The sequence below is a fragment of the Marixanthomonas sp. SCSIO 43207 genome, assembly GCF_019904255.1.
Taxonomy (GTDB): Bacteria; Bacteroidota; Bacteroidia; order Flavobacteriales; family Flavobacteriaceae; genus Marixanthomonas.
The window spans coordinates 393,151-418,100 of the sequence record NZ_CP063203.1; the positions used below are offsets into that span (position 1 = coordinate 393,151).

General features: G+C 34.5%; 22 protein-coding genes. 10 read left to right on the forward strand and 12 right to left on the reverse strand.

Annotated elements, in window-relative coordinates:
- Window positions 1-25 precede the first annotated feature (25 nt).
- Window positions 26-2,800 carry an outer membrane beta-barrel protein gene (locus INR76_RS01860; protein ID WP_223108974.1) on the reverse strand — a complete coding sequence of 925 codons (2,775 nt, stop codon included), beginning with the start codon at window positions 2,798-2,800 and terminating at the stop codon, window positions 26-28.
- Window positions 2,801-2,881: 81 nt separating this feature from the next.
- Window positions 2,882-4,186 (reverse strand): ribosome biogenesis GTPase Der, encoded by a 1,305-nt coding sequence (der, locus tag INR76_RS01865; RefSeq protein ID WP_223108975.1) that lies wholly within the window; start codon window positions 4,184-4,186, stop codon window positions 2,882-2,884.
- Between the two features lie 80 nt (window positions 4,187-4,266).
- On the opposite strand from der, the gene INR76_RS01870 reads away from it, so the two are divergent.
- Window positions 4,267-4,998 carry an SIMPL domain-containing protein gene (locus INR76_RS01870; RefSeq protein ID WP_223108976.1) on the forward strand — a complete coding sequence of 244 codons (732 nt, stop codon included), beginning with the start codon at window positions 4,267-4,269 and terminating at the stop codon, window positions 4,996-4,998.
- Here INR76_RS01870 and era read toward each other — a convergent pair.
- Window positions 4,995-5,879 carry a GTPase Era gene (gene era, locus INR76_RS01875; protein WP_223108977.1) on the reverse strand — a complete coding sequence of 295 codons (885 nt, stop codon included), beginning with the start codon at window positions 5,877-5,879 and terminating at the stop codon, window positions 4,995-4,997. The two genes, INR76_RS01870 and era, sit on opposite strands and share 4 nt — an antisense overlap.
- Before the next feature lie 181 nt (window positions 5,880-6,060).
- Between era and INR76_RS01880 the strand changes: the two genes are divergently transcribed.
- A complete protein-coding gene (locus tag INR76_RS01880) occupies window positions 6,061-6,594 on the forward strand; it encodes a lipid-binding SYLF domain-containing protein (RefSeq protein WP_223108978.1) in 534 nt (177 codons plus the stop codon).
- A gap of 51 nt (window positions 6,595-6,645) precedes the next feature.
- Here INR76_RS01880 and INR76_RS01885 read toward each other — a convergent pair whose 3' ends face one another.
- The 4 genes from INR76_RS01885 to INR76_RS01900 all read right to left on the reverse strand — a co-directional run bounded on the left by INR76_RS01885 (window position 6,646) and on the right by INR76_RS01900 (window position 9,197).
- Entirely contained in the window at window positions 6,646-7,149 is a 504-nt protein-coding gene (locus INR76_RS01885) for a GreA/GreB family elongation factor (protein ID WP_223108979.1), read from the reverse strand.
- A gap of 75 nt (window positions 7,150-7,224) precedes the next feature.
- Entirely contained in the window at window positions 7,225-7,686 is a 462-nt protein-coding gene (locus tag INR76_RS01890; RefSeq protein WP_223108980.1) for an RNA methyltransferase, read from the reverse strand.
- 12 nt (window positions 7,687-7,698) lie between these two features.
- Complete coding sequence (locus tag INR76_RS01895) at window positions 7,699-8,577, reverse strand: phosphatase PAP2 family protein (RefSeq protein WP_223108981.1); 879 nt, start codon at window positions 8,575-8,577, stop codon at window positions 7,699-7,701.
- A gap of 47 nt (window positions 8,578-8,624) precedes the next feature.
- Entirely contained in the window at window positions 8,625-9,197 is a 573-nt protein-coding gene (locus tag INR76_RS01900) for a TetR/AcrR family transcriptional regulator (RefSeq protein ID WP_223108982.1), read from the reverse strand.
- A gap of 101 nt (window positions 9,198-9,298) precedes the next feature.
- Between INR76_RS01900 and INR76_RS01905 the strand changes: the two genes are divergently transcribed.
- Both INR76_RS01905 and INR76_RS01910 read left to right on the forward strand, forming a co-directional pair.
- Window positions 9,299-11,083, forward strand: a complete 1,785-nt coding sequence (locus tag INR76_RS01905; protein WP_223108983.1) for an aromatic amino acid hydroxylase — start codon at window positions 9,299-9,301, stop codon at window positions 11,081-11,083.
- Window positions 11,084-11,086: 3 nt separating this feature from the next.
- Window positions 11,087-11,392 (forward strand): rhodanese-like domain-containing protein, encoded by a 306-nt coding sequence (locus tag INR76_RS01910; RefSeq protein ID WP_223108984.1) that lies wholly within the window; start codon window positions 11,087-11,089, stop codon window positions 11,390-11,392.
- Window positions 11,393-11,414: 22 nt separating this feature from the next.
- Here INR76_RS01910 and INR76_RS01915 read toward each other — a convergent pair whose 3' ends face one another.
- A complete protein-coding gene (locus INR76_RS01915; protein WP_223108985.1) occupies window positions 11,415-12,029 on the reverse strand; it encodes a DUF4230 domain-containing protein in 615 nt (204 codons plus the stop codon).
- 126 nt (window positions 12,030-12,155) lie between these two features.
- Between INR76_RS01915 and INR76_RS01920 the strand changes: the two genes are divergently transcribed.
- The 4 genes from INR76_RS01920 to ppk1 all read left to right on the forward strand — a co-directional run bounded on the left by INR76_RS01920 (window position 12,156) and on the right by ppk1 (window position 16,155).
- Window positions 12,156-12,536, forward strand: coding sequence for a hypothetical protein (locus INR76_RS01920; RefSeq protein ID WP_223108986.1), 381 nt, complete (start codon window positions 12,156-12,158; stop codon window positions 12,534-12,536).
- Window positions 12,537-12,581: 45 nt separating this feature from the next.
- Window positions 12,582-13,379 (forward strand): hypothetical protein, encoded by a 798-nt coding sequence (locus INR76_RS01925; RefSeq protein ID WP_223108987.1) that lies wholly within the window; start codon window positions 12,582-12,584, stop codon window positions 13,377-13,379.
- A gap of 5 nt (window positions 13,380-13,384) precedes the next feature.
- Entirely contained in the window at window positions 13,385-13,999 is a 615-nt protein-coding gene (locus INR76_RS01930; protein WP_223108988.1) for a deoxynucleoside kinase, read from the forward strand.
- A gap of 125 nt (window positions 14,000-14,124) precedes the next feature.
- Entirely contained in the window at window positions 14,125-16,155 is a 2,031-nt protein-coding gene (ppk1, locus tag INR76_RS01935) for a polyphosphate kinase 1 (RefSeq protein WP_223108989.1), read from the forward strand.
- Here the strand turns inward: ppk1 and INR76_RS01940 are convergent.
- The 4 genes from INR76_RS01940 to INR76_RS01955 all read right to left on the reverse strand — a co-directional run bounded on the left by INR76_RS01940 (window position 16,148) and on the right by INR76_RS01955 (window position 21,689).
- Window positions 16,148-17,149 carry an App1 family protein gene (locus tag INR76_RS01940; RefSeq protein ID WP_223108990.1) on the reverse strand — a complete coding sequence of 334 codons (1,002 nt, stop codon included), beginning with the start codon at window positions 17,147-17,149 and terminating at the stop codon, window positions 16,148-16,150. The genes ppk1 and INR76_RS01940 overlap by 8 nt on opposite strands.
- A 1-nt stretch (window position 17,150) precedes the next feature.
- On the reverse strand, window positions 17,151-18,416 hold the full coding sequence (locus INR76_RS01945) for an MgtC/SapB family protein (protein WP_223108991.1): 1,266 nt from the start codon (window positions 18,414-18,416) through the stop codon (window positions 17,151-17,153).
- Window positions 18,417-18,504: 88 nt separating this feature from the next.
- Window positions 18,505-20,925, reverse strand: a complete 2,421-nt coding sequence (locus INR76_RS01950) for a sodium-translocating pyrophosphatase (protein WP_223108992.1) — start codon at window positions 20,923-20,925, stop codon at window positions 18,505-18,507.
- Between the two features lie 236 nt (window positions 20,926-21,161).
- Window positions 21,162-21,689, reverse strand: a complete 528-nt coding sequence (locus tag INR76_RS01955; protein WP_223108993.1) for an inorganic diphosphatase — start codon at window positions 21,687-21,689, stop codon at window positions 21,162-21,164.
- A gap of 197 nt (window positions 21,690-21,886) precedes the next feature.
- Between INR76_RS01955 and INR76_RS01960 the strand changes: the two genes are divergently transcribed.
- Both INR76_RS01960 and INR76_RS01965 read left to right on the forward strand, forming a co-directional pair.
- Window positions 21,887-22,423, forward strand: coding sequence for a hypothetical protein (locus INR76_RS01960; protein ID WP_223108994.1), 537 nt, complete (start codon window positions 21,887-21,889; stop codon window positions 22,421-22,423).
- 89 nt (window positions 22,424-22,512) lie between these two features.
- Window positions 22,513-24,918: a TonB-dependent receptor gene (locus INR76_RS01965; RefSeq protein ID WP_255592749.1), complete on the forward strand. Its 2,406-nt coding sequence runs from the start codon at window positions 22,513-22,515 to the stop codon at window positions 24,916-24,918.
- The last annotated feature ends 32 nt before the right edge of the window (window positions 24,919-24,950 follow it).

A 24,950-nucleotide genomic window follows, 5' to 3' on the forward strand; every position in this document is an offset into this window, starting at 1 on the left:
TTTCTTCTTTTAGCTTCAACGTTTATTAGTCAAACCAAAAGTTACTATCTCTAGTTTCTCCTTTTTTTCCTAGTGTATTAAACTTATAACTGAAGCCAACCATAAAATACCGTTGTAAAACTGTACTTTGAACATCTTGTATATAATCTTCGGTTGAAGTACGTCGCGCGTTGGTGTTTTGATTTAAAATATCATAGGCTTTTACAGTGACCAAACCTTTATCTTTTAAAATTGAATAAGATAAGGTTGCATTCCAGAAAATAGCATCTTTTTGAAATCCTGGCGCAATGTCTGAATTATAACTATATGTAATATCATTATTCCATTCTAGTTTTTTGGGGAAACTTGTGGTGGTTTCTAATTGAAATTGATGTTGCACATAACTTCTATCTTCAAAAAGATCTAGATTAAAAGTGTTATCATTAAATGAAATTTCATAAGAAGGTCTTATTTCAAAAAGGTTGTCCCAAGTGAAGCCTACACTCACATTGGGTGTATAAGTAATGGTACGACTTGCATACTGCACTTCATTATTAAAATTTACATTTCTGTTTCCGTTTACATATGCAGCTACTCTATATTTTATACTCTTTACACTGTCAATTTTTATAGTTTTATTATAGCCGGCATTTACATTAAAATTATAATTACCATCTACATTGGCAAATGTAGTGCTACGAACAAAGTTTTCATCAATAGTTGTTTTTGAAACCACTCGATCATTGGCAAAACTTGCATTTAGGTTACTATAAAAACCAGATTTGGTTTGAAAGTCATAATTATTCAAGCCCATATAAACGTTGTGACTGTTTGACGGACTCAAATTGGGATTACCCTGAACAATGTTAAGCGGATCTGAAACATCTACAAAAGGAGATAGTTGTGAAACTCCCGGAGCGTTATTACGTAAATAATAACCTGAATACAATCGCAGTTTTTGACTAAAGCTATAACTAAGATTTGCTGAAAGTTCTACAGCGTCAAAATCATTTGTAAAATTTATATCCCGCAACGCATCATCACTTTCAAGAGTTCGCATTACATAACCTACTTCTACACCGGTTCTCAACTTTTCTCCAGAATAACGCAAACCTATTTCGGGTCTTGAACTTTGATTGGTATTTGTAAAGTCTGTACTTTGATTAAGGTTGAAGTTTGAAAACATTTGTGACGCTTCATCAAAATCAAAAACACTTTGTTTATCTTCTCTTTTATCATATTCATATGAATATTCAACCTCCAAAAATAATTTCTTGGCTAGTAGTGGAAGTCTTACCTCTGGGCGTATTTCATATTGATTTGAGCTTTGCTCTCCATCTGTAATTTGGTTTCGGGTTATCGTTTCGGGAGTGTCGCCAAATATTTCAGTGTTTGAGTTAATTGTATTTTCAAGATCTGAATCTTCTATTTGGTTTTCAATAGTTAATCTAAAAAAACCACCTTTTGAGCCATACTTTTTGGTTGCTGTAAGTCTGTTTTCAAATGATTTCTGAATATTTTCAGAACTACGTTCTGTGGTTGACTGGTTGGTTAACTCACCATTTAAACGTCTGGTTTCTTCAGAATTTGTAAAATAAGAGTCTCCAGTATTGTATCTAAATTGTGGTCTTATATTAATAAGAAATGTCGAATCTAGTTGTGTTTTAAACTGCAAATTTGCCGCATGGTTATCGGTATTACTTTGGTTGTTTGATGTAGTATTTGAGAAGTACCGATCATCTGGAAGAATATTTTCTCTATTTCTTATTTCATCATTAAACGAATTGGCTGCAGAGTAAAAATAATCTGCTGTCAAGTCTGTTTCTTTCCCAAAATCATCAGCATAATTGGCACCTGCAGTACGAGAATTTGTAATACCTTGACCACCACCAAAACTTCTACCATCAATGTTGAATGTTCCGTTTTCATTAACTCTCAAATAGCGTGCGTTGCCAAACATTTTTTGAATTTCGCCAAAGCTAAAACCTGGTGAATTAATGTTATTACCACCGGCAAGAGCACTAATTCGTATATCATTATCAAAATAGTTGAGAAGTCCGGCATATTCAAAACGATCATCTGTCCCTACTCCACCTGCAACCCTACCAAAGATTCCTTTATTCTTTTCTTCGTCAATGGTTATATTTATTGTTTTGTTTTCTTCATCACCTTCTTCACCTGTAAATGCTTCAGACTCTGTTTTGGTATCAGTAACCTGTATTTTATCAACAATTTCTTTTGTTAAATTTCGAGTAGCAATAGTAGGATCATCCCCAAAAAAAGGTTTACCATTCACCAATATTTTATTAACCGGTTTACCATTTACTTTAATGTTACCTTGCGCATCTACCTCAACGCCGGGTAATTCTTTTAGTAAATCTTCAACATTGGCGTCTTTTTTTGTTTTGAAGGAAGCAACATTAAATTCTAGTGTATCCTTCTTTACAGTTACCGGAGCTTGAGATTTGATAAGTACTTCGTCGAGCATATTATCATCTTCGGCAAGAGGAATTTCTCCTAGATTGATGGTTTCGTTATCTATTACGATGGTTTTAAAATATGTTTTATAACCAACATAAGAGATATATAAATTAAGATTATCATCGCCGGTTCTTCCTTTTAAAAGAAAATCTCCGTCTTTATCTGAAATGGTATAAGTTACTAATGAGCTGTCTTTTACACGCTGTAAATAAACGGTTGCAGATTCTAGAGGTTGTTTTTTTTCTTTGGAAACAAGCTGTCCTGAAATGTTAAAAACTTTTGTCTGTGAAATTGAAATAGTAGACACTAAAAGAAATAACACTAAAAGAAATTTCTTCATAGGTTTAATTTGATTGATGAATGTTAGTTATACAATCAACGAAAGTAATAACTAATTGTTATAAATCAATCTAAAAACAACTTATTTCTTTCTAAGGTAAACCGTAACTGGAACCCCGGTAAAATCAAAATGTTGCCGTAGTTTATTTTCTAAAAATCGCTTATATGGATCTTTAACGTATTGTGGAAGATTGGCAAAAAAAGCAAAACTTGGATACGGTGTTGGCAACTGTGTAATAAATTTAATTTTTACGTATTTTCCCTTGTATTGAGGTGGTGGCGTAGCTTGAATGATTGGTAACAACACATCATTAAGTTTACTGGTTTTAATGCGTTTGCTTCGGTTTTTATAGACCTCAACCGCAGTTTCTATTGCTTTATAAATACGTTGTTTGTTTAAAACAGACATAAAAACAATTGGAACATCTGTGAAGGGCTCACACTCACGACGAATGCGTTGTTCAAATTCTTTTACTGTTTTTGATTCTTTTTCAACCAAATCCCATTTATTTGCAAGAATCACAATCCCTTTATTATTGCGCTGAGCCAACCAGAAGATATTTTGAACCTGACCATCAAAACCACGCGTAGCATCAAAAACTAAAATCACCACATCACAATGTTCTATGGCTCTAACACTTCTCATTACAGAGTAAAACTCTAGGTCTTCTTTTACTTTGCTTTTTCTTCGTATACCTGCCGTATCAACTAAGTTAAATTCAAAACCAAATCTATTGTAACGTGTGTCAATACTATCACGTGTAGTTCCGGCAATATCGGTCACGATGTATCGATCTTCTCCTATCAATGTATTGATAAATGATGATTTACCTGCATTTGGTCTCCCTACAACTGCAAATCTTGGTAATTCGTTTTCATCATCCTCTTGAGTATCGGGTAAGACTTTTACCAAATCATCAAGTAGTTCTCCTGTTCCGCTACCGTTAATACTAGAGAGTGTGTAGTATTTGTCTACTCCTAGCGAGTAAAACTCAACGGCGTCATTTTCACGAGTAGCACTATCTACTTTATTAACGGCCAAAAAGTATGGTTTTTTTGATCTTCTTAAAAGTGTTGCCACTTCTTCATCCATACCGGTGAGACCACTTTCTACATCAACCATAAAAATTATAGCATCTGCTTCTTCAATGGCCAATTCAACTTGTTTATCAATTTCAGCTTCAAAAACATCGTCACTTCCTTTTACATAACCGCCGGTATCAATTAATGAAAACTCTTTACCGTTCCAGTCACTTTTTCCGTAATGACGATCACGAGTCACACCGCTAACTGCATCGGTTATAGCTTCTCTACGTTGAATTAATCTATTAAAAAATGTAGATTTACCAACGTTTGGCCTTCCTACTATAGCTACAATGTTTCCCATTCAATTAAAATTTTGTGCAAATATAATGATATGCATATGATTTCGTTATATTTATATGTGTCAATAAAAAAATATAAAGTATGAAAAACGCCGTTGTAGCGCTTATTTTTTCAGTAGCCATTGTTATTTCAGCATTTCTTTTAGGAAATTCAATCATGAACAGAAACAAAGCAGATGGAACTATTTCTGTTACTGGATTGGGAAAAACCGATTTTACTTCAGATTTAATTGTATGGGAAGGTTCTTTTTCAAAAGAAAGTAGTAACCTTCAACAAGCATATAGCGATCTTGAAGCTGATAAAACTGTAATTACAGATTATCTGTTATCAAAGGGAATTACCAAAGATGAGCTTGTATTTAACGCGGTAAGCAGTCGAAAAAACATGAGAGCAAAATACAATGCACAAGGAGAATATGCCGGAGAAGAGTTTTTGGGTTATGTATTGACACAATCGCTTCAAATAGACTCTAAAGATGTTGAAAAAGTAGAAGATATTTCTCGTGAAATAACTGAGTTGCTCAATAAAGGTATTCAGTTTTACTCACAATCTCCAAGATATTACTACACCAAATTGGCAGATCTAAAAATTGAAATGATTTCTGAAGCTACGGCAGATGCAAAAGAACGAGCTGAGAAAATTGCAGAAAATTCTGGTGGCGAATTGGGTGATCTACTCTCTGCAGATATGGGAGTTTTTCAAATTATTGGTCAAAACAGCAATGAAGAATATTCTTGGGGTGGTACTTACAACACCTCTTCAAAAGAGAAAACAGCTTCTATTACTATGAAGCTTACGTATGATGCCAATTAATTTTGGTTATACCCAAAACGACGCAATTGCTTATCATCATTACGCCAGTTTTTATTGACTTTTACGTAGGTTTCAAGGTGAATTTGTTTTCCGAAGAATTTTTCCAAATCTTTCCTAGCTTCAATTCCTACGCGTTTTAATGCTGAACCTTTGTGACCTATAATAATTCCTTTTTGGGTTTCACGTTCTACCATAATCACACTTCTAATGCGAATGATGTTATCATCTTCAAAAAACTCTTCTGTATCAATTTCTACCGAATAAGGAATCTCTTTTTTATAGTGCAATAAGATTTTTTCCCTAATAGTTTCATTTACAAAAAAGCGTTCAGGCTTATCTGTTAATTGATCTTTTGGGTAAAAAGCGGGCGACTCTGGTAGTAATTCAATAATGCGTTTAAAAACCTCTTGAACACCAAAATTTTCTAATGCCGAAATGGCAAAAATTTCAGCATTTGGTACTTTTTCTTGCCATAGGCTAAGCGCTTCGGTCAATTTTTCTTCATTACCTTTATCAATCTTATTAATAAGCAACAACACCGGAATATTGGCATTTTTTATTTTATTAAAAAAAGCTTCATCTTTAAGATCTTTTTCACCCAGTTCAACCAAGTACAGTAAAATGTCAGCGTCTTCAAAAGCAGATTTTACAAACTCCATCATGTTTTCCTGTAACTGATAAGCCGGCTTAATAATACCCGGAGTGTCACTTAAAATCACTTGAAAATCATCACCATTTACAATTCCTAAAATACGGTGACGTGTGGTTTGAGCTTTGCTGGTAATTATAGAAAGTCGCTCGCCAATAAATGCATTCATTAACGTGCTTTTTCCAACATTTGGATTACCAATAATATTTACAAATCCTGCTTTGTGAGACATATAGCTGTTTTTTACAAAGGTACTTTAATTTGAATTAGTCTCATACATATCATAAATACAAAATATCGCATTTCAGGATATTAAAAAATTAGGGTTTCTTTTTCATAACAATAACAGCTCATTAACTATGAAACCTGCCTCTATTAATTACTTTTAATTTAGAAAACAAAAAAACCTAATTATGAAAAAGAATAATTTTATACTAGTACTGATGATGTGCTTCAGCTTAACGCTATTTGCACAAAATAATAAAGACAAAAAAATTATAAAAGATGCCGAAAGAGCTAAGCAAGCGTTTATTGAAAAAAATAAATCTATGGCAACTTATTTTGCTGAAGCTGATGCTTATGTGATTTTTCCAAATGTAGGTGAAGGTGCTTTTATAGTAGGTGGCGCTTCAGGTAATGGAGCCGTGTATGAAAACGGAAAATTAATAGGAATGGCCAAAATGAAAAAAATTGATGTTGGCGCACAAATTGGTGGTGAAGCTTATAGTGAAGCAATTTTGTTTAATAGTGAAGAAGCCTTTCAACGCTTCAAAGATGATGACTTTGAGCTTTCTGCCAAAGCCTCTGCTGTATTGGTAAAAGATGGTGCTTCTATTGATGCCAATTATAGATACGGTGTTGCGGTGTTTACTATGCCAAAAGCCGGTTTGAGCGTAGAAGCCTCAGTAGGTGGTCAAAATTTTGAATTTATTCCTTTTGAGGAGTAGATTGCAACTATCAAAAAACTGAAAAGCCTTGTTGTTTAACAAGGCTTTTTTTTATGTGTATGAAATTTTTAAAACAGTTAATTTTCTAATTTCATTTCCTAATTTAAAATCTACTGTTTCACCTATTTTTGCACCGGTTACCGCCCTTGCAATAGGGGCTACAAATGCAATTTTACCTTTTGTTACATCGGCTTCATCTACGCCAACAATTGTAAATTGCTGTGTTGTATTGCTATTTTGGTTTTTAAGTGTAACCGAAGCACCAAATCTCACCTCTTCTTGAGGTTGGTCTGTGGGTTGTAACATACGAGCAGATTGTAATCGCTCATTAAGAAGCTTTAACTTTCCTTCTATAACTGCAAGCGCTCTTCTGCGCTCGCGTTCATCTGTAATAGGTAATTTTTTAATTTCAGATTGTAACCTTTCTCGTTCTTGTTGAAGCTGTTTCAATCCGCTGGGTGTCACGTAATTCACTACACCATCAGGTAAAGCTGCCCTTGGTGGAATCATAGGAGGTTCTTCTTGATCGCCTTCTTTTACAAATCCTCTACTCATAACATTAAGCCCGAAAACGGGTGTTTTTTTTTAAAATACTTACTTTTTCTATTTCAATAGTCTAGATATAATATACTAAACTTTTGCTTTGTCTCTGCCTCTATCGTATAAAATTATGCTTCCGGCTACTGCGACATTCAAACTTTTTTCTGAAGGAAATTGAACTAAAAAATGTGATTTTTCTATCGCTTGGTTGGAGAGTCCGTGATCTTCTGCTCCCAATAAATAAACACATCTTTTTGGGTGATTAAAGGTATCTAACTGCACAGCTTTTTCAGTTTTCTCAACACCAACTATGCGACATCCCTTTGGTAAGTGTTTATAAAAATCTTCAAAAGTTTGATAGTGAAAATATGGAAGTGATTTTACCGAGTTATGCGTATCACTAGCTTGATTTGCATAACGATTTCCTATAGTGAAAATAAAGCTAGCACCCATGTTTTGAGCAGTACGCCATAAAACCCCTAAGTTTTCTGGAGTTTTACCGTTCTGTATTCCAATTCCGAAGAATTCTGTAGTAAAATTATTGGGCTGCATTCTTGTTTTGTTTTAAAAAGTACCTTTTAAACCTACAGTTCCTGCTCCTAACTGAAAACGCCAAGAAATTTTATTGCTAGCTTGCTTTTCAGAAAGTAATACCGCATCGGGTTTCATATTTTTATCTAGGTAATTATCTACAGCATCTACTACCACAACAGTTAAGGCAGTACTTAAAGCAACATCGGTAAGCCAATGTGCACCTGCCCATAATCTAGATACAGGCGAGACCATACCTACTGCTATTAAGCCAGCTTTTACCCATATATTATCAAATTGTTTGGATAGCGAATAAAGTGTGGTAAAAGCCAGTATTGTATGCCCCGACGGAAAAGAATGGTAGGCACCTTCACTACTAAAAGGTTTAAAAGTAAACTTACCTCCTGCTTTTGGTCTTGCGCGACCAAAAGCAGTTTTTGAAACTGTTTGTACGAGCCCTGCTGCACTTGCTGCCGTAATCATTAAAATACCTGTGCGGCGTAGTTTTTCACTTTTCGTAAACAATCCAACCAAATACAAACCTCCGGTTAAACCGTAATTATTTTGAGGACTACCAAAATAAAAACCTATATCGTGAATTACATCTGGAATTTTCTCGCCTTGCTTATTAAAATACCTATTTGCATCTTCATCAATAAGATTTAAGCCTGCAACGCCTAAAATCACACCTGACGCTATGGCAATATCGTCTTTTTGCCAATGAAAGGGTCTTGAATATACGTGTTTGAAACCTCCCCAAGCTAAAGAAGCATCGTTTTTAACTAAATCCCAGGTTGTTAATTTATTGGTTTCTAAATGTGTTTGGGTTGTATCTAGCAGAGTTTCATTTTGAGCCAAAATTGATGCCGAAAAAACGATACAACTTAGTGATAATATAATACGATGCAGCATATTTTTTTTTCAAAAATAATTTAAAATACACCTTTTAGCAACAGTTTTTACTTTACAATTCCTTTTAAGAGAACGGCAACCATGTCTTTTTTGAGAATATTTTCATCTAGCTTACCTCTCTTCTCATACCATAGATATAGTGTACGTAAGGTTGAAAGTATTGAAAATAAAATTACTTCTGGGTGCCTAGGTTCAATTTCACCTTTGTCAATACCTTTTTTAATAATCTTTCGCACGTTTTCTTCATAATCATCACGCATTGTTATAAATTGTTGCAACTCTTCATCTGCAAGATGCATCCAATCGTTATTTAACGCTGCTAACGCATCTGAATACGTAACTGTAATATCAATGTGAAAGCTAATGACTTTTTCAATTTTTTCAACAGCAGACAAATCCTGCTCAACCACTTGTTGCATTCCGGTTGTAAACTCTCTGGCTACTTTTAAAATAAGCGTAGATAGTATTTCTTGTTTTCCTGAAATATGATTGTACAAGCTTGATGCTTTGATACCCATTGTTTGAGCAATATCACGCATTGACACCGCATTATATCCTTTCTCTTTAAACAATTGAGATGCTGTTGTTATAATTTCAGATTTTCTAGACGCGGGTTTCATAAGTTGTTGCAAGATACAGATTTTACAACCGCCTTTACAAATCTGTTTTTAAGATATGAAAATATATTTAAGTAGTACTTTATTCGTTATTTTTGACACCTATGAAAGCGCAGATTGAAACAAACGAATTACTAGAGCGGTTACCGCCACATTTAAAACAATACATTAAACCACAGGATTATGACCAATACACTCCCATAAATCAAGCTGTATGGAGGTATGTAATGCGTAAAAATGTGGATTATTTGAGTAAAGTTGCGCATGAAAGTTATGTAGAAGGCCTTAAAAAAACCGGTATATCTATAGATACCATTCCATCTATGTATGGTATGAATCGTATTTTAAAAGAAATAGGCTGGGCTGCAGTTGCCGTTGATGGTTTTATCCCACCAAATGCTTTTATGGAGTTTCAAGCGTATAAAGTTTTGGTAATTGCAAGTGACATTCGCCAACTTGAAAATATTGAATACACTCCAGCGCCCGATATAATTCATGAAGGAGCCGGTCACGCCCCAATTATCGCAAGCCCTGATTATGCTGAGTATTTACGCCGTTTTGGAGAGATTGGCGCCAAAGCGATATCGAGTGCCCACGATATGGAATTGTATGAAGCTGTTCGAGAGTTATCTATCTTGAAAGAAGCTGAAGGCATATCTGATACTATGATTCAAAATGCAGAAAAACGTGTTGACGCTCTTCAACATAAAAAAGTAGAACCTTCTGAAATTGCATTAATTCGGAATTTACATTGGTGGACCGTTGAATATGGCTTAATTGGCACACCCGACAAACCAAAAATCTACGGAGCAGGATTGCTTTCTTCCATTGGAGAAAGTACTTGGTGTATGAAAGATGAAGTAAAAAAAATACCTTATTCTATAGACGCAGCCTATCAAGAGTTTGATATTACAAAACCGCAACCTCAACTTTATGTAACACCAGACTTTGCATACTTGCAAGAAGTTCTAGAAGAATTTGCCAATACTATGGCTGTAAGAAAAGGGGGTTGGCGCGGATTAAAAAAATTAATCAATTCAAAACAGTTAGGTACAATTGAGTTGAGTACCGGCTTACAAATAAGTGGTCATTTCAGTAGGATGATTCAAAATGAAGACAATGAAGTAGTTTATTTTGAAACAAATGGCCCTACCGCGCTTGCGTATCGAGAAAAGGAAGTTATTGGCCATGGAATAAGCCGTCATACCAACGGTTTTGGATCTCCATTGGGAAAACTCAAAAAAATTAATCTTGCTATTGAAAATATGGGGCCACGTGACTTACAAGCCTATAATTTTTATGATGGCAAGCCTATATCATTTGAATTTGAAAGTGGTATTACGGTTGAAGGTCTCAATGTGACCGGTATGCGAAATCTTAAAGGCGAACTTATGCTTATTCAATTTACCAATTGTACAGTAACATATAAAGATGAGGTATTATTTTCTCCAGAAATGGGTGATTTTGATATGGCCGTTGGCAAAGAGATAGTTGCCGCTTTTGCTGGAGCAGCAGATTATTTATCGTTTCCTATTTCACTTCATAAACTTAGCGAAACCAAAACAAATCAGTCAAAACTTTCAGAAAAGGATCAAACGTTGAATGAGCTTTACAATCAAGTTAGATCAATTAGAGATGATGATGAAATGGTTTCAGAAGAAAAAATAAAACGCTTAACCTCAATATTTTCTATTGTTGAAAGAGAGTTTACAAAAGACTGGTTATTACCGTTAGAAATTTATGAGTTAATAGCTACAGTAGAAACACCTATTTCAGAAAAAGTGCTTAATCATTTATTATTACTTAAAAAACAGCGGCCCAAAGTCGCTCACTTAATAGATGATGGGTTATCATTGATTGAAAATAATGCTACACAAATAAGTAATTAAAGTATGGGCTTATTAGATTTTTTATTTGGCACAAATACAAAGCAAATTAAAGCTTTTAAAAATCGAGACGCAGTAATTTTGGACGTTAGAACTCAAAAAGAATACAACTCAGGCTCCATTGAGGGGTCAAAACATATTCCTTTAAATGAGATTTCATCTTCCATTTCTGAAATAAAAAAGTGGAATAAACCCGTTATTACTTGTTGCGCAAGCGGCGTACGAAGTGGAAATGCGGCAAAAATATTACAAAATCACGATATTGAAGCCATAAACGGTGGCGGATGGAAATCCTTGAATAAAAAAATATAACAGCAATTTTTTGAAAGAAGCGCTAAAGCTTGATTTTTTCTAAATCTGTTTCGTTTTTAATGGGCTCACTTTTGTACTCCAGCGTCCATCCCATAGAATTGGTAAGAATGTAAATTTTTTGCAATTCAGAAATTAATCTGTTTTCTGCGTTTTTCACCAGTTCTGATGCTTTAATTTTTTTCTGAAGAGAGGCTTTAATCTTATTTTTAATAACATTGTAATCGTCTGCTTCAAATTGATTTAAATAATCTTGTTGTACATCATAATATTCAATATTGGGATTAATATTTAATTCTGGTTCGGGAATGTTTGTAATGGTAACCGTTTTATTTACTTGATCAATTTCAGTAGTGATTTTACTCAAATCATAAGCTATTGTGGCTTTTGCATTCACAACAATTAGTGCTTTTTTACGTGCTGAAAAAAAATCGATGTAAAACTTTTTCCAGTCTTCATAGGTAAAAACCTGAGCATAAGTTCCTTCGGTAACAATGAGTTTACCTACATTTTTTAATTCTTGTTGTATAAGAGCTGTATTGGCAGCTAGTGTTTCTTTCTCATCTTTTTTATGCTCACAATAACGTAGACCAAAGACGATAATAAGTGCTAGCACAGCACCAAGCAGAATGTTGCGCATTTTTTTATTTAAAGATACTAAATAAGTAAACCACACATACTTAAGTACGTGTTAATACGTAAATTTGTGTAAGAAATACGCTACAATAGAGTTTTTTTATTATCTTACGCAACAAATAATGTAACCATGGGATTTTTTTCAACTAACCAAAAATACCAAACAAGCAAAGAAGCTAAGCAACTGAAAAGCAACGCAAAAGAGACCAATCAAGAATTAGAAAGTATTTTATCTACCTTTTTAACAAACCAAGACAAGTTTGATTCTTTAAGTGATGAGATTCTTTCGCTTTCAAAAAAAATTAAAGAGAAACTCTCTGAAAATGAAAGTCAAGAATTGCTCAAACTTGCTGAAACGGTCTATGATCTTCAAGAAGAGTACATGAATTCTTTTAGAGTCATTGCTTCGGTAGCAGAAAAGCAACGTTTACGTGCAGAAGAAGCAGATAAGAAATATCAAAAAATTGCAAAAAAAGCAAGTCAAAAATACCAACAAGCTAGAATAGCTTAATACAACTCCTCAATTATAGCACGCTTTTTGTATCTTGAACTCCCTATGAAAGCGTTGTATCTCTTCTTCATATTTTTTAATACTGTGCTTATTGCGCAACAGGCTGAGTATGTATCAAAAACTCCGTTATCTGCAAATACCTTTGTAGGTGTAGATTCATACGATAATATGTATTTCATCACTAATATGGAACTACATAAAACAGGTGTTGATGGTGATTTTATGTTTAATGACCTGCAGCTTGGACCTCCCACATCTGTAGACATTATCAACCCATTAAACATCGTTCTTTTTTATGAAAACACAAATACAGTTGTCCTTCTAGATAATAGATTAAATGAAATTGAACGAATTAATTTTAACAACCTACCTGATTTTTTTAATATCAACAACGCCACAAATGCTGGTAACAATAGACTGTGGGTTTTTAATGTAGACACACAACAACTAGAACTATTTAATTACCGAACGTTAAAAAACTCACTTGTTTCACAACCTTTTCCAGGTAATTTAATATCTCAAACCAGTAATTTTAATTATTGTTATTTACTTACAGACAACAAATTGAGAGTGTTTAATATCTACGGAAGTCTACTTTCTGAAATAGAAGCCAAAGGTTTTAAAAAAGTAATTCAGCAAGATGAAAAAGTATTAGGCCTCAAGAATAACACCTTATATTATCTAGCCGAAATAAGTGAAGGAAGCGCAAAAAAATATCCCGAAGCCGTAAAAATTTCAACCCCCGAAATAACCATAAAAGACTTGCACCTTACACAGGAATTCCTGTATATTTATGACGGAAAAAACATCCATACTCTAAAACTAAAACAACCTAAGAAGTAAAAAATATGCACGTTGCAATTGCAGGAAATATAGGCTCCGGAAAAACAACCTTAACTCGTTTATTGGCAAAACACTACAAATGGAAGCCTCAATTTGAAGACGTGGAAGACAATCCTTATCTAGATGATTTTTACAATCAAATGGCTCGTTGGTCTTTTAACCTGCAAATTTATTTTTTGAACAGTCGTTTTAGACAAATTCTTGAAATTCGTGAAAAAGGCAAAGATGTTATTCAAGATCGCACCATTTATGAAGACGCCTACATTTTTGCACCCAACCTACACGCAATGGGTTTAATGACCAATCGTGATTATGAAAACTACCGGTCTCTTTTTGATCTTATGGAAAGTGTAACCGAAGGTCCCGATTTATTGATTTACCTACGCAGCTCTATACCCAACTTGGTAAATCAAATTCACAAACGCGGTCGTGATTATGAAAACTCGATAAGCATAGATTACTTAAGCAGATTAAATGAGCGTTATGAAGCCTGGATACATGATTATGACAAAGGCAACCTTATCATTCTTGATGTAGATAATTTGAACTTTGTTGATGATCCAGAACATTTAGGGCAAGTAATAAGTAAAATTGACGCCGAGCTACACGGATTGTTTTAAAACGTAGATTGCTATTTAATCTTCAAAACTTAACATTTCCAAAACACCTGTTTTATACCAAATTGATTTTCTTTGGTAGAAATTGATTTTTGAATTAAAGAAATACCCATCAATGTGGGCATTCCATGGCAAAACTATATAACACAAAATATTACCACCGCGATTTATCTTGGTTACGGTTTAATCACAGAGTGTTGCAAGAAGCAGCAGATAAACGAAATCCTTTATACGAACGCATCAAGTTTTTAGCAATATTTTCATCAAATCTAGATGAGTTTTTTAGAGTGCGTGTGTCAGATATTCGACAGATTAAAGAAATCGAAAAACCTTTCAGAAAAAAACTCATTACCAAGCCCAATAAGGTTTTAAAAGAAATAAAAAAACAAGTTGAGCTGCAACAAGAAGAATTTGGTGATATTTTCAAAAATCAAATTGTTCAAGATTTAAAAAAAGAAAATATTTATCTTATTGACTATAAAGAGTTTTCTGCCACACAAAAAGAAATAGCCAAAACCTATTTTGAAGATACACTTAAAGAAAAGATTGAGGTAAGTTATAATCAATGTTCTGCAAACGAGACCGTATTTATAGAAAATGAAGCCTTATATCTCACAGCACAGTTAAACAATGAGTCTTTTAAACTGGTTAAAATACCTGAAGACGAACCTCGTTTTTTTACATTTCCGAAGCATAACGGGAAACATTTTATCACATTTATCGATGATATTTTAAAATATAACCTAAGGCAAACCCCTCAAAAGGAAGAAAACATCACATTTTATTCAATAAAAAAATCTCGTGATGCCGAGCTGTATATTGAAGATGAGTTTTCTGGAAATGTGATGGAAAAAATAAAAAAATCACTTCCCAAACGTGATACCGGACAACCAACAAGGCTGCTTATTGATAGCAAAATGCCAAAAGAGTTTCAAGAAACCTTAAAAAATGCTCTAGAAGTATACAATACAGATATAGTAAATGGCGGTGTATATCATAATTTTAAAGACTTTTTTGAGTTTCCAAACCCTACATCAAAAAACTTATCTGTAGAAGCGTTACCACCCTTACCACACCCGGTTTTGTCAGATTGTGATTCTGTATTTAAGGCTATAGATGAAAAAGATCAACTTATTCATTATCCGTATCAAGATTTTGAACCAGTTATCAAATTACTAGAAGAAGCCGCAGACGACCCAAAGGTTACTACAATAAAAATGACAATTTACCGTGCAGCAAGTGAATCAAGACTTAATGATGCCATTGCCAAAGCTGCCAAAAACGGAAAAGAAGTTGTCGTTTTTATAGAAGTAAAAGCTCGTTTTGATGAACACAACAACTTAAAATGGGGAAAAATTTTTGAAGAAAATGGAGCCCATGTTATTTATAGTTTCCCCGCGATTAAAATTCACTCAAAAATTTTATGTATTGAACGGGAAACCGATAAAAAAATTAAACGATACGGGTATATAGCCACGGGTAATTTTAACGAAAATACAGCAAAGGTATATACTGATTTTGGCATTATGACTGCCGAAAAAGAAATTACAGAAGACCTTGACAAACTTTTTCTAGTATTACAGGGTAAAATGATTATTCCTAAACCAGATAAATTACTTATTTCTCCTTTCACCTTGCGAGATACATTTGAAGATTTAATAGAAAACGAAATGGAACTCGCTAAAGCGGGCAAAGACGCTTATATTATTGCCAAAATGAATAGCCTGCAAGATAAAGATATGATCAAGCTCTTGTATAAGGCAAGCAATGCCGGTGTAAAAATAAGGTTATTGGTACGTGGTATTTGCTCACTTGTAGCAGGTATTAAAGGGCAAAGCGAAAACATCTATATAACCAGTATCCTTGATCGGTTTTTAGAACACGGACGGATATATATCTTCGGAAATGATGGTAACGAGAAGATGTACATTGGTAGTGCAGATTGGATGAAACGTAACTTAAGCCACCGTATTGAAGTGGTAACACCTATTTTAGATCAAGACCACCACAACACAATCAGGGAATTAATAGAGATTCAATTAAACGATAATGTAAAAGCACGAATAATTGATCCCGACCAGAAAAACGAATATGTAGAGCACAGTAAGCCCGAAGTTAGGGCGCAGTATGCCACCTATAACTATTTTAAGTCTATATAAACCCTTGCGTTTTTGCGTGCTCGATAGCTTCTTTACTATCTTCTACCAATAAAGCAGGTGTTGTATCATAATTTAAGAACAAACTTTTAATACGCTTCATTTTCTTTTTGTGTTTCACACTCCGTAAGTAGATTGCCTTAATTTGTTTTGGGTATTTTTCAGCTATTTCTATATAAATATCAGCATCATGCTCGCCACTGTCACCAATTAAAATAAAACTTTTATCTGGGTAGGTTTTTAGAATGTTGAGAATTTCTTTCTGTTTTTGTGGTTTCTCTTCTTCTTTTTTTCTTCTGAAAGGAGTTGGAAAGCTTCTCAATAAAACCGGCCCTTTCGGAAAATTATTTGCTTTTAAAAACAATTCTAAATATCGGTATAAATTCCAAGGGCTGTGGCTTACATAAAATAATGGGTTTGCTTCATCTCCAGTCTTTCCTTGATGCAACAATTGATAAAATTTTGAAGCACCTTCTAGGGGTGACCTACTTTCCGCATTTCTGAAAAAAGTATTAAAAACTAGTTTTAATTTTAAAAATGAAGCAACGCCTGTATGTATTATAGTATCGTCAATATCACTAATAACTCCAAATTGACTTTTTTCTGAAGGAATAAGCATCTCGCCGGCAAACCGGTTTTGATTGTTTATAATTCTATTTGGGAATGTTTCATCAAAAGAAATTTCATATTGCAACCAACCTTCTTCGTTGGTAAGTTTATCTAAACCGGGAATGTGCTCCTTAAACTTGAAGTACCCCCTTTTATCAGTTTCAGTATAATAAACCGAATCATCTGGCAATGTTATTTTAAGCTTAGTAAATGGTATTTCATCGGTTTCAAAGCGTTTATACGTATTTTTTATCAAACTGAAAATTCCATTTTTGGAAAGATCGATGTTTTCATCTTCTAAGGCTCTTCCTCGTATGTAGAATTTATCGCTCTTTCCATAGCTTTGAAAAGTAATTATTTGTAATGGATCTTTTTTGAATAGCCCCATATTACAACACCCAAGTTTCCGGCCACAACCACATTAATAATAAACCTGCAGCAATGGATATACCAAATGAGATTGCAATCCATTTTGTTAATTCTTTTGTTCCTAAGACGGCTGCCATAATACCTTTAAAAAGTAAGTTTGAAAGAGATGCTAAAAGGATTAAACGCCATCCTGTTTCGGTATTCAAACCTCCGCCCTTCATAGTTTGTGACAAAGAAAGTGTAATAGCATCTACATCTGTCAATCCACTTATTATTGCTACAATATATAAAGCTTCATTACCAAATTCTTCTTTTGTAAATGCTACAGCTAATAAAATAAAACCATATAAAAGACCGAAGATTAATGCACTTTTAAATTGAGCGGGATTTTTAGGCTCTGGCATTTCATCATCTTTTTCGTCATTGTTAAACAAATAAAATAAGCCTACGCACAACAATATCATTATTATAAGCTCAACTATGATTGGTAACATTATTTGAGGAAGTTTTTCGGGGATGACCACCCCTACTTCTATCAATACCCTTACCAATGCAATGGCAGAAGCCGCGGTTATAACAAAAGCTGCTATTTTTCCAATATTCTTGGCATCTTTAGTTTTTCGTGCATAGCTTACTGTGGTTGCAGTACTACTAATTAAGCCTCCTAAAACCCCATTTGAAATAACACCTACTTTTTTACCTACAAATTTGTAAATAAAATATCCTATTACACTTATACCTACAATAAGTGTAACCATTAACCATATATTTTTCGGATTTATAACATCTAAAGGGCCATAGGTTTTATTTGGTAGTATTGGTAAAATAACCAATGAAATTCCAGCAAATGTCATGATTGCTGCTAAGTCTTTGTCTTTTAAGTTTTCAATAAAATCGTGAAGATGCTTCTTTACGTATAATAGTACAGCCATAACACCACCGACCACTACACCTATTACTTGATCGCCAAGTACTAAATAGCCCCCAATAGCAAACATAAGCAAGGCAGCAACCTCGGTGGTTTGACCTATATCGGCTTCATTTAACTTTTTAAGCTTTATTATATTGGCGGTGATAAGTAATCCCGTGACAGCCAAACCCATAACCGGAAGTATAAATGGATTGTCAAAATCCCTACTTAAAAAACCTGACACAACACCAAGAATGGAAATAAGCGTGAACGTTCTAACGCCAGCCATTTTATTATCGGTCCGTTGACGTTGTAACCCAACCAACATACCTAAGCCAAAAGCTATTCCCAATGTTATTAAATCGTCGTAATTCATTATTTGAAAGATACTACAAAAACATAAAAAAACCCTGACTATTAATCAGGGTTTACATTTATTTTAACAAAGAAAAGTAAGCTTTAACTTATTCACGAAGTGCTTCAATCTGCTTATTAACTTCCTCTTCTGTGCCGGTAAAAGTTTTTTCTTCAGTGGTTGTTTTGCCATCTTTTGTTGTTTTGATGGTCACATCTGCAGTTGTTAATGTATCATTTGATGATAAACTAACCATAATTTCTTTTGAAACTTCTTTTACTTGTTTTGCTTGATTATCGGTTAACAATGTTTGGTTTCCATCTTCATCAATCATATACATTTCTTCTGAAACATTTTCTCCTTCAAGTTCATCGCTCATACCATGACCACCCAATATCGGTGCAATTACTAAACCTACTAAACAAGTTAACTTAATTAAAATGTTCATAGACGGTCCTGATGTATCTTTAAACGGATCACCTACTGTATCACCAGTAACTGCTGCTTTGTGAGCATCACTACCTTTATAAGTCATTTCTCCGTTAATTTCTACACCTGCTTCAAATGATTTTTTTGCGTTATCCCAAGCTCCTCCAGCGTTATTCTGAAATATAGCCCACATTACACCACTCACACAAACACCTGCCATATAACCGCCTAATGGTTCTGCACCAAATAACAATCCTATGATAATTGGTGTTACTATAGTTAATAAACCAGGTAGTATCATTTCTTGCAATGCTGCTTTTGTAGATATATCAACACATTTACCATACTCAGGAGTTCCTGTTCCCTCCATAATACCTGGTATTTCCTTAAACTGTCGACGTACTTCTTGTACCATTTTCATAGCAGCTTTACCCACAGACTTCATTGCCATGGCAGAAAATACAACCGGGATCATTCCTCCAATAAATAGCATAGCTAAAACATCGGCTCTAAAAATATTGATTCCGTCAATTCCGGTAAAAGTTACATAAGCGGCAAATAATGCTAATGCTGTTAATGCAGCAGAAGCGATTGCAAACCCCTTTCCTACTGCTGCTGTTGTGTTTCCTACAGAATCTAAAATATCGGTACGTTCTCTTACGTGTGGTTCTAGTTCGCTCATTTCGGCAACACCACCTGCATTATCAGCAATAGGTCCAAAAGCATCAATTGCTAATTGCATAGCTGTGGTAGCCATCATCGCAGAGGCTGCTAAAGCCACACCATAAAAACCAGCTAATTCATACGATCCATAAATTGCTGCTCCAAAAAGGAGTACACTCCAGAATGTAGATTTCATTCCTACTGCCAGACCAGCAATTATATTGGTAGCAGCACCTGTTGATGAGTTTTGAACGATATCCATTACTGGTTTTTTACCTAAACTTGTATAATAAGCCGTTACAAATGAAATCAATGCTCCAACTGCTAATCCTATACACGCTGCCCAAAAGACATTGATACTTGCTATATCTTTAACACCTTCACCAAAAAACTTCATATTCATAGTTTCAGGTAACATCCAGTCTATTAAAAACCAACTTGCAATTAAGGTTATGATAATTGCGGTCCAGTTACCCATATCAAGAGCTTTTTGCACTTGAGGTTCTTTTGCGTCGTTATTTTTAATTCCAACTAAAAAAGTTCCGATGATAGAAGCTAAAATTCCAACTCCAGCTATTAAAATTGGTAACAGGATTGGTCCCATATTACCAAAAGCATCGGTAAATTGACCATCTATACTCATGTCTCTTATTACATAATTACCCAATACCATAGCAGCTAAAACTGTTGCAACATAACTACCAAAAAGGTCGGCACCCATACCCGCAACATCTCCTACGTTATCTCCTACATTATCTGCAATTGTAGCAGGGTTTCTAGGATCATCTTCAGGAATACCTGCCTCTACTTTTCCAACTAGGTCTGCACCTACATCGGCTGCTTTGGTGTAAATTCCTCCTCCTACACGAGCAAATAGGGCAATACTCTCTGCTCCTAGAGAGAAACCAGCCAAGGCTTCTAAAACAATTGTCATATCTGCATAAAAATCACCGCCTTCTATAAGAAATTGACTTGTAAAAAATAAGAAGAACAAACTAAGCCCCAGCACTGCTAGACCTGCAACACCTAGCCCCATCACTGTACCGCCTCCAAAGGAAACTTTAAGGGCTTGTGGCAAACTGGTTTTTGCAGCTTCAGCAGTTCTTGCGTTGGCTTCAGTAGCTATACGCATACCTATATTTCCTGCAAGAGCTGAAAAAATGGCTCCAATAAAAAATGCTGGAACAATCATCCAACTTGTTGAAGGAACCAAAGTTGAGATTATAAATAATAAAATGGCGGCAATTACAGCAAAAACTGCCAATAATCTATATTCGGCACTTAAAAAGGCAAGCGCTCCTTCTTTAATACTTTTTGAAATTGATTGCATACGCTCACTACCGGCGGGTTGTTTTTTTACCCAACTCATTTTTACGAGCATAAATAAAAGACCTAAAATGGCCAGCACTATGGGAATAAAGATGATATTCTGTTCCATTATTTAATTAATTTTAGATTGGTTTTAAAAATTCAGAACGTAAATGTAAGTAAATAGGTTGGGATATAAAATATTTAAAAATTTATGCCTATCCCTCTATTTTTTCACAACAAAAGTGCATATATATTCCATTTAAAACAACAACGAACAGAATTATTAATTGAATTAAAAAAAAGAAAGCAACAATCAAAAACTGATTGTTGCTTTCTCTAAAAGGTTTATTTTTAACTTTATTTTTAGCGGATACTTACCTCTTGAAATGGCACATCACTCGCTCTAAATCTATCAATACATTTAGCCACAATATCTTTGGCTTCGTTTACATCACCCCAGCCGCCAACATCTACTCTTTTTTCTTCTAGATCTTTATATACTTGAAAAAAGTGTTCAATTTCTTTAATAAGGTGTGGATTTAATTCGTTAAGATCATTCACGTTATTTGCAATAGGATCGCTAATTGGAACACAAATTACTTTTTCATCTGGCCCTTTTTCGTCTGCCATATGAAATACTCCAATAGGTTTTACTTCAATTACACATCCCGGAAAGGTAGGTTCTGTAACAATTACTAATACATCTAATGGATCACCATCTAGCGCCAAGGTTTCTGGCATAAAGCCATAATCTGCCGGATACATCATTGAAGAAAAGATCATACGATCATAGCGAATTTTCTTTAATTCAAAATCGTATTCATACTTGTTTCGGCTTCCTTTCGGTATCTCTATTAATACATCGAAAGTCTGTACTTTATCTGCAGTCATTTTTAAAATTAATTTAGTATCATATTTTAGCCAGATAAACCGGCTTTTATTGGGGGTGCAAAAATAACGCTTTTAGGTGGTTATTTCTGAAAAAAGAAGTTTAATTTTTCATTAATATTTAAGTTATTACAAAGCTCTTTAAATGGTTACTAAGTAAGAAGCCTTAAATTATTACATTTGCAAGCATTGATTTCTTTATGAAAAAAATTTTTGCCTCTTTATTGCTTCTTTGTTTGCTGTTACCTTCAGCAGGTACCTATGTATGGCTTTCGTTTCATAAAAAACAACTTAAAAAAGAGGTAAAACATAAAATTATAGCCGGTCTAGATAAAGAAGACCTTGTATATCTAAAGTTTTCCAAAGTAGATGCTCAAAAAAATCTTGAATGGAAACACTCAAAAGAGTTTAAGTACAAAGGCCAAATGTATGATATTGTTGAAACCAAAATAACCAAAGACAGCATTGCATACTGGTGCTGGTGGGATTATGAAGAGACAAAACTTAATAAAAAACTTAATAAAGTTTTAATTGGTGTTTTTCAAGAAGATTCTACTACACAAGAAAAACATAGAAGATTAACCTCATTTCACCAACAACTATTTTACCAAAATCACCCTGTATGGCAGATCGCTTTGCCAAAAACAACCTCAACAAACAGCAATATTAAATATATAGAACTGTTTTACAAATCAATCTCAATCCCTCCTCCAATAACACCTCCACGGTTATCCTAAATACATAAACAACGCTATTAAAAAAAGTTAGTCGGCCATCAACTTGTGATTGCCGAAAACTGTTTTATTAAACATGTAATAACCGTAAAATGAAAAAAATTATATTTTTTATGGTGTTATTTGGGTTTTCCCTTTCATTAAAAGCTCAAATAGTCACCATTCAAGACCAGGAGACCAATCAGCCGCTCGAACTGGTCACATTAATAAGCAAAGACACTAATGCTTATGCCACTACAAACTCAAAAGGAAAAGCTGATATTTCGGCATTAAAAAATGCTGAATCAATTGAAATAAGAACGTTAGGCTATAAAACTTTGATAAAAAGTTATGCTGAAATATCTTCTGAAGATTTTCTACTTTATTTAGAACCATCAAACATTAGTATGGATGAGGTAGTTGTTTCTGCAACAAGATGGAATCAATCTACATCAAACGTTCCTTCAAAAGTAATTTCCATTTCGCCTAAAGAAATCACCTTACAAAATCCACAAACAGCAGCAGATTTACTGGGAGTTTCTGGCAAGGTGTTTATTCAAAAAAGTCAACAAGGCGGCGGAAGCCCCATGATAAGGGGCTTTGCTACCAACAGATTGGTTTACACAATTGATGGAGTGCGAATGAATACCGCAATTTTTAGAGGCGGAAATTTGCAAAACGTTATTTCTTTAGATCCATTTGCTACAGAGCACGCAGAGGTTCTTTTTGGCCCGGGATCTGTAATTTATGGAAGTGATGCCATTGGTGGTGTTATGAGTTTTCAAACCCTTACTCCCCAATTCTCTTTGGATGATGAACCGTTTATTTCAGGAAAAGCAATCACACGATATGCTTCAGCAAACAATGAAAAAACAGGACACCTAGATGTTAATGTAGGTTGGAAAAAATGGGCCATCACAACTAGTATCACTTCAAATAATTATGAAGACTTAAAGCAAGGAAGCGAAGGTCCCGATGAGTTTTTACGACCTTATTTTGTAAAACGTCAGGATAGCATGGATGTAGTGGTAGCAAATGAAGATCCTCGCGTGCAAAATCCGTCTGGATTTTCTCAAATTAACTTTATGCAGAAGGTAAGGTTTAAACCAAATGAAAACTGGGACTTTCAATATGGATTTCATTATTCTGAAACTTCAGATTATGGACGCTATGATAGGCATCAACGTATGAGAGACGGAGCACCACGATATGGAGAATGGAAATATGGACCACAAAAGTGGATGATGAATAATTTGAACTTTACTCACAATAAGAAAAACAGCCTTTACGATCAACTTTCAGTACGATTGGCAGTACAAAATTTTGAAGAAAGCCGAATAAGCAGAAACTTCAATGATCCAAGTCGTGAAACCAGAGTAGAAAAAGTTGATGCATACTCAGCCAATATTGATTTTACAAAATCGTTAGGCTCCAGACACAAATTATACTATGGCTTAGAGCTAGTTACCAATGATGTAAACTCAACTGGAACAGATACCAATATTGACACAGGCTTTAGCCAAGCAGGACCAAGTAGATATCCAGAAGCCACTTGGAGTTCATACGCTGCCTATGTTTCAGATCAATTTACCATCAATGATCAAGTTTCCTTGCAAGGTGGTCTTAGGTATAATTTTATAAAATTGGATGCTGAATTTGACACCCGCTTTTATCCATTTCCGTTTGAAACCGCTTCATTAGAAAATGGAAATTTAACCGGAAGTCTTGGTGTTGTTTACAGACCTGCAGACGATTGGGTGATAAGCTCAAATGCTTCAACTGCTTTTAGAGCTCCCAATGTAGATGATGTAGGTAAAGTATTTGATTCAGAACCGGGATCTGTAGTAGTACCCAATCCCGATTTGGAAGCTGAATACGCTTACAACATTGATTTGGGTGTAGCAAAAGTATTTGATGATGTTGTTAAAGTTGATGTTACAGGATATTATACGCATTTAAAAAATGCTTTGGTACGTCGAGATTTTAAATTAAATGGACAAGACAGTATTGTTTATGATGGTCAATTAAGTAAAGTTCAAGCCATTCAAAACGCAGCTGAAGCTAATGTATATGGTGTTCAAGCCGGTATTGAAGTGAAGCTGCCAAGTAATTTTGGTTTTTCTTCAGACTTTAATTATCAATACGGAGAAGAAGAACTAGATGACGGCTCAAAAAGTCGTTCTCGTCATGCAGCACCTTGGTTTGGTGTTTCTAGGCTAACGTATAGTGCACAAAAACTAAATATGCAGCTTTATTTAAATTATAGTGGAGAACTAGATTTTGAAGATTTACCTGAATCTGAAAAAGGTAAAACCGAGATTTATGCAATTAACGAAGAGGGAAACCCCTACGCTGCAGGTTGGTACACTCTTAATTATAAAGCTAGTTATCGTTTAAATGATATGTTTACTGTAACCGGAGGGCTTGAAAATATAACTGATAGACGGTACCGTCCTTATAGCTCAGGAATTTCGGGAGCAGGACGAAACTTTATTCTTTCGCTGCGAGCAGACTTTTAATTCTGAAATAATTAGTAAATTTAAAACTGTCA

Coding starts and splice junctions, on each gene's coding strand:
- INR76_RS01890 (WP_223108980.1), bottom strand. CDS start 7,686: ATGCAGCCCAATAATTTTACTACAGAATTCTTCGGAATTGGAATACAG.
- INR76_RS01925 (WP_223108987.1), top strand. CDS start 12,582: ATGAAAGCGTTGTATCTCTTCTTCATATTTTTTAATACTGTGCTTATT.
- INR76_RS01905 (WP_223108983.1), top strand. CDS start 9,299: ATGAAAGCGCAGATTGAAACAAACGAATTACTAGAGCGGTTACCGCCA.
- INR76_RS01895 (WP_223108981.1), bottom strand. CDS start 8,577: ATGCTGCATCGTATTATATTATCACTAAGTTGTATCGTTTTTTCGGCA.
- era (WP_223108977.1), bottom strand. CDS start 5,879: ATGTCTCACAAAGCAGGATTTGTAAATATTATTGGTAATCCAAATGTT.
- INR76_RS01920 (WP_223108986.1), top strand. CDS start 12,156: ATGGGATTTTTTTCAACTAACCAAAAATACCAAACAAGCAAAGAAGCT.
- INR76_RS01955 (WP_223108993.1), bottom strand. CDS start 21,689: ATGACTGCAGATAAAGTACAGACTTTCGATGTATTAATAGAGATACCG.
- ppk1 (WP_223108989.1), top strand. CDS start 14,125: ATGGCAAAACTATATAACACAAAATATTACCACCGCGATTTATCTTGG.
- INR76_RS01860 (WP_223108974.1), bottom strand. CDS start 2,800: ATGAAGAAATTTCTTTTAGTGTTATTTCTTTTAGTGTCTACTATTTCA.
- INR76_RS01870 (WP_223108976.1), top strand. CDS start 4,267: ATGAAAAACGCCGTTGTAGCGCTTATTTTTTCAGTAGCCATTGTTATT.
- INR76_RS01930 (WP_223108988.1), top strand. CDS start 13,385: ATGCACGTTGCAATTGCAGGAAATATAGGCTCCGGAAAAACAACCTTA.
- INR76_RS01950 (WP_223108992.1), bottom strand. CDS start 20,925: ATGGAACAGAATATCATCTTTATTCCCATAGTGCTGGCCATTTTAGGT.
- INR76_RS01960 (WP_223108994.1), top strand. CDS start 21,887: ATGAAAAAAATTTTTGCCTCTTTATTGCTTCTTTGTTTGCTGTTACCT.
- INR76_RS01885 (WP_223108979.1), bottom strand. CDS start 7,149: ATGAGTAGAGGATTTGTAAAAGAAGGCGATCAAGAAGAACCTCCTATG.
- INR76_RS01945 (WP_223108991.1), bottom strand. CDS start 18,416: ATGAATTACGACGATTTAATAACATTGGGAATAGCTTTTGGCTTAGGT.
- INR76_RS01880 (WP_223108978.1), top strand. CDS start 6,061: ATGAAAAAGAATAATTTTATACTAGTACTGATGATGTGCTTCAGCTTA.
- INR76_RS01900 (WP_223108982.1), bottom strand. CDS start 9,197: ATGAAACCCGCGTCTAGAAAATCTGAAATTATAACAACAGCATCTCAA.
- INR76_RS01910 (WP_223108984.1), top strand. CDS start 11,087: ATGGGCTTATTAGATTTTTTATTTGGCACAAATACAAAGCAAATTAAA.
- INR76_RS01940 (WP_223108990.1), bottom strand. CDS start 17,149: ATGGGGCTATTCAAAAAAGATCCATTACAAATAATTACTTTTCAAAGC.
- der (WP_223108975.1), bottom strand. CDS start 4,186: ATGGGAAACATTGTAGCTATAGTAGGAAGGCCAAACGTTGGTAAATCT.
- INR76_RS01965 (WP_255592749.1), top strand. CDS start 22,513: ATGAAAAAAATTATATTTTTTATGGTGTTATTTGGGTTTTCCCTTTCA.
- INR76_RS01915 (WP_223108985.1), bottom strand. CDS start 12,029: ATGCGCAACATTCTGCTTGGTGCTGTGCTAGCACTTATTATCGTCTTT.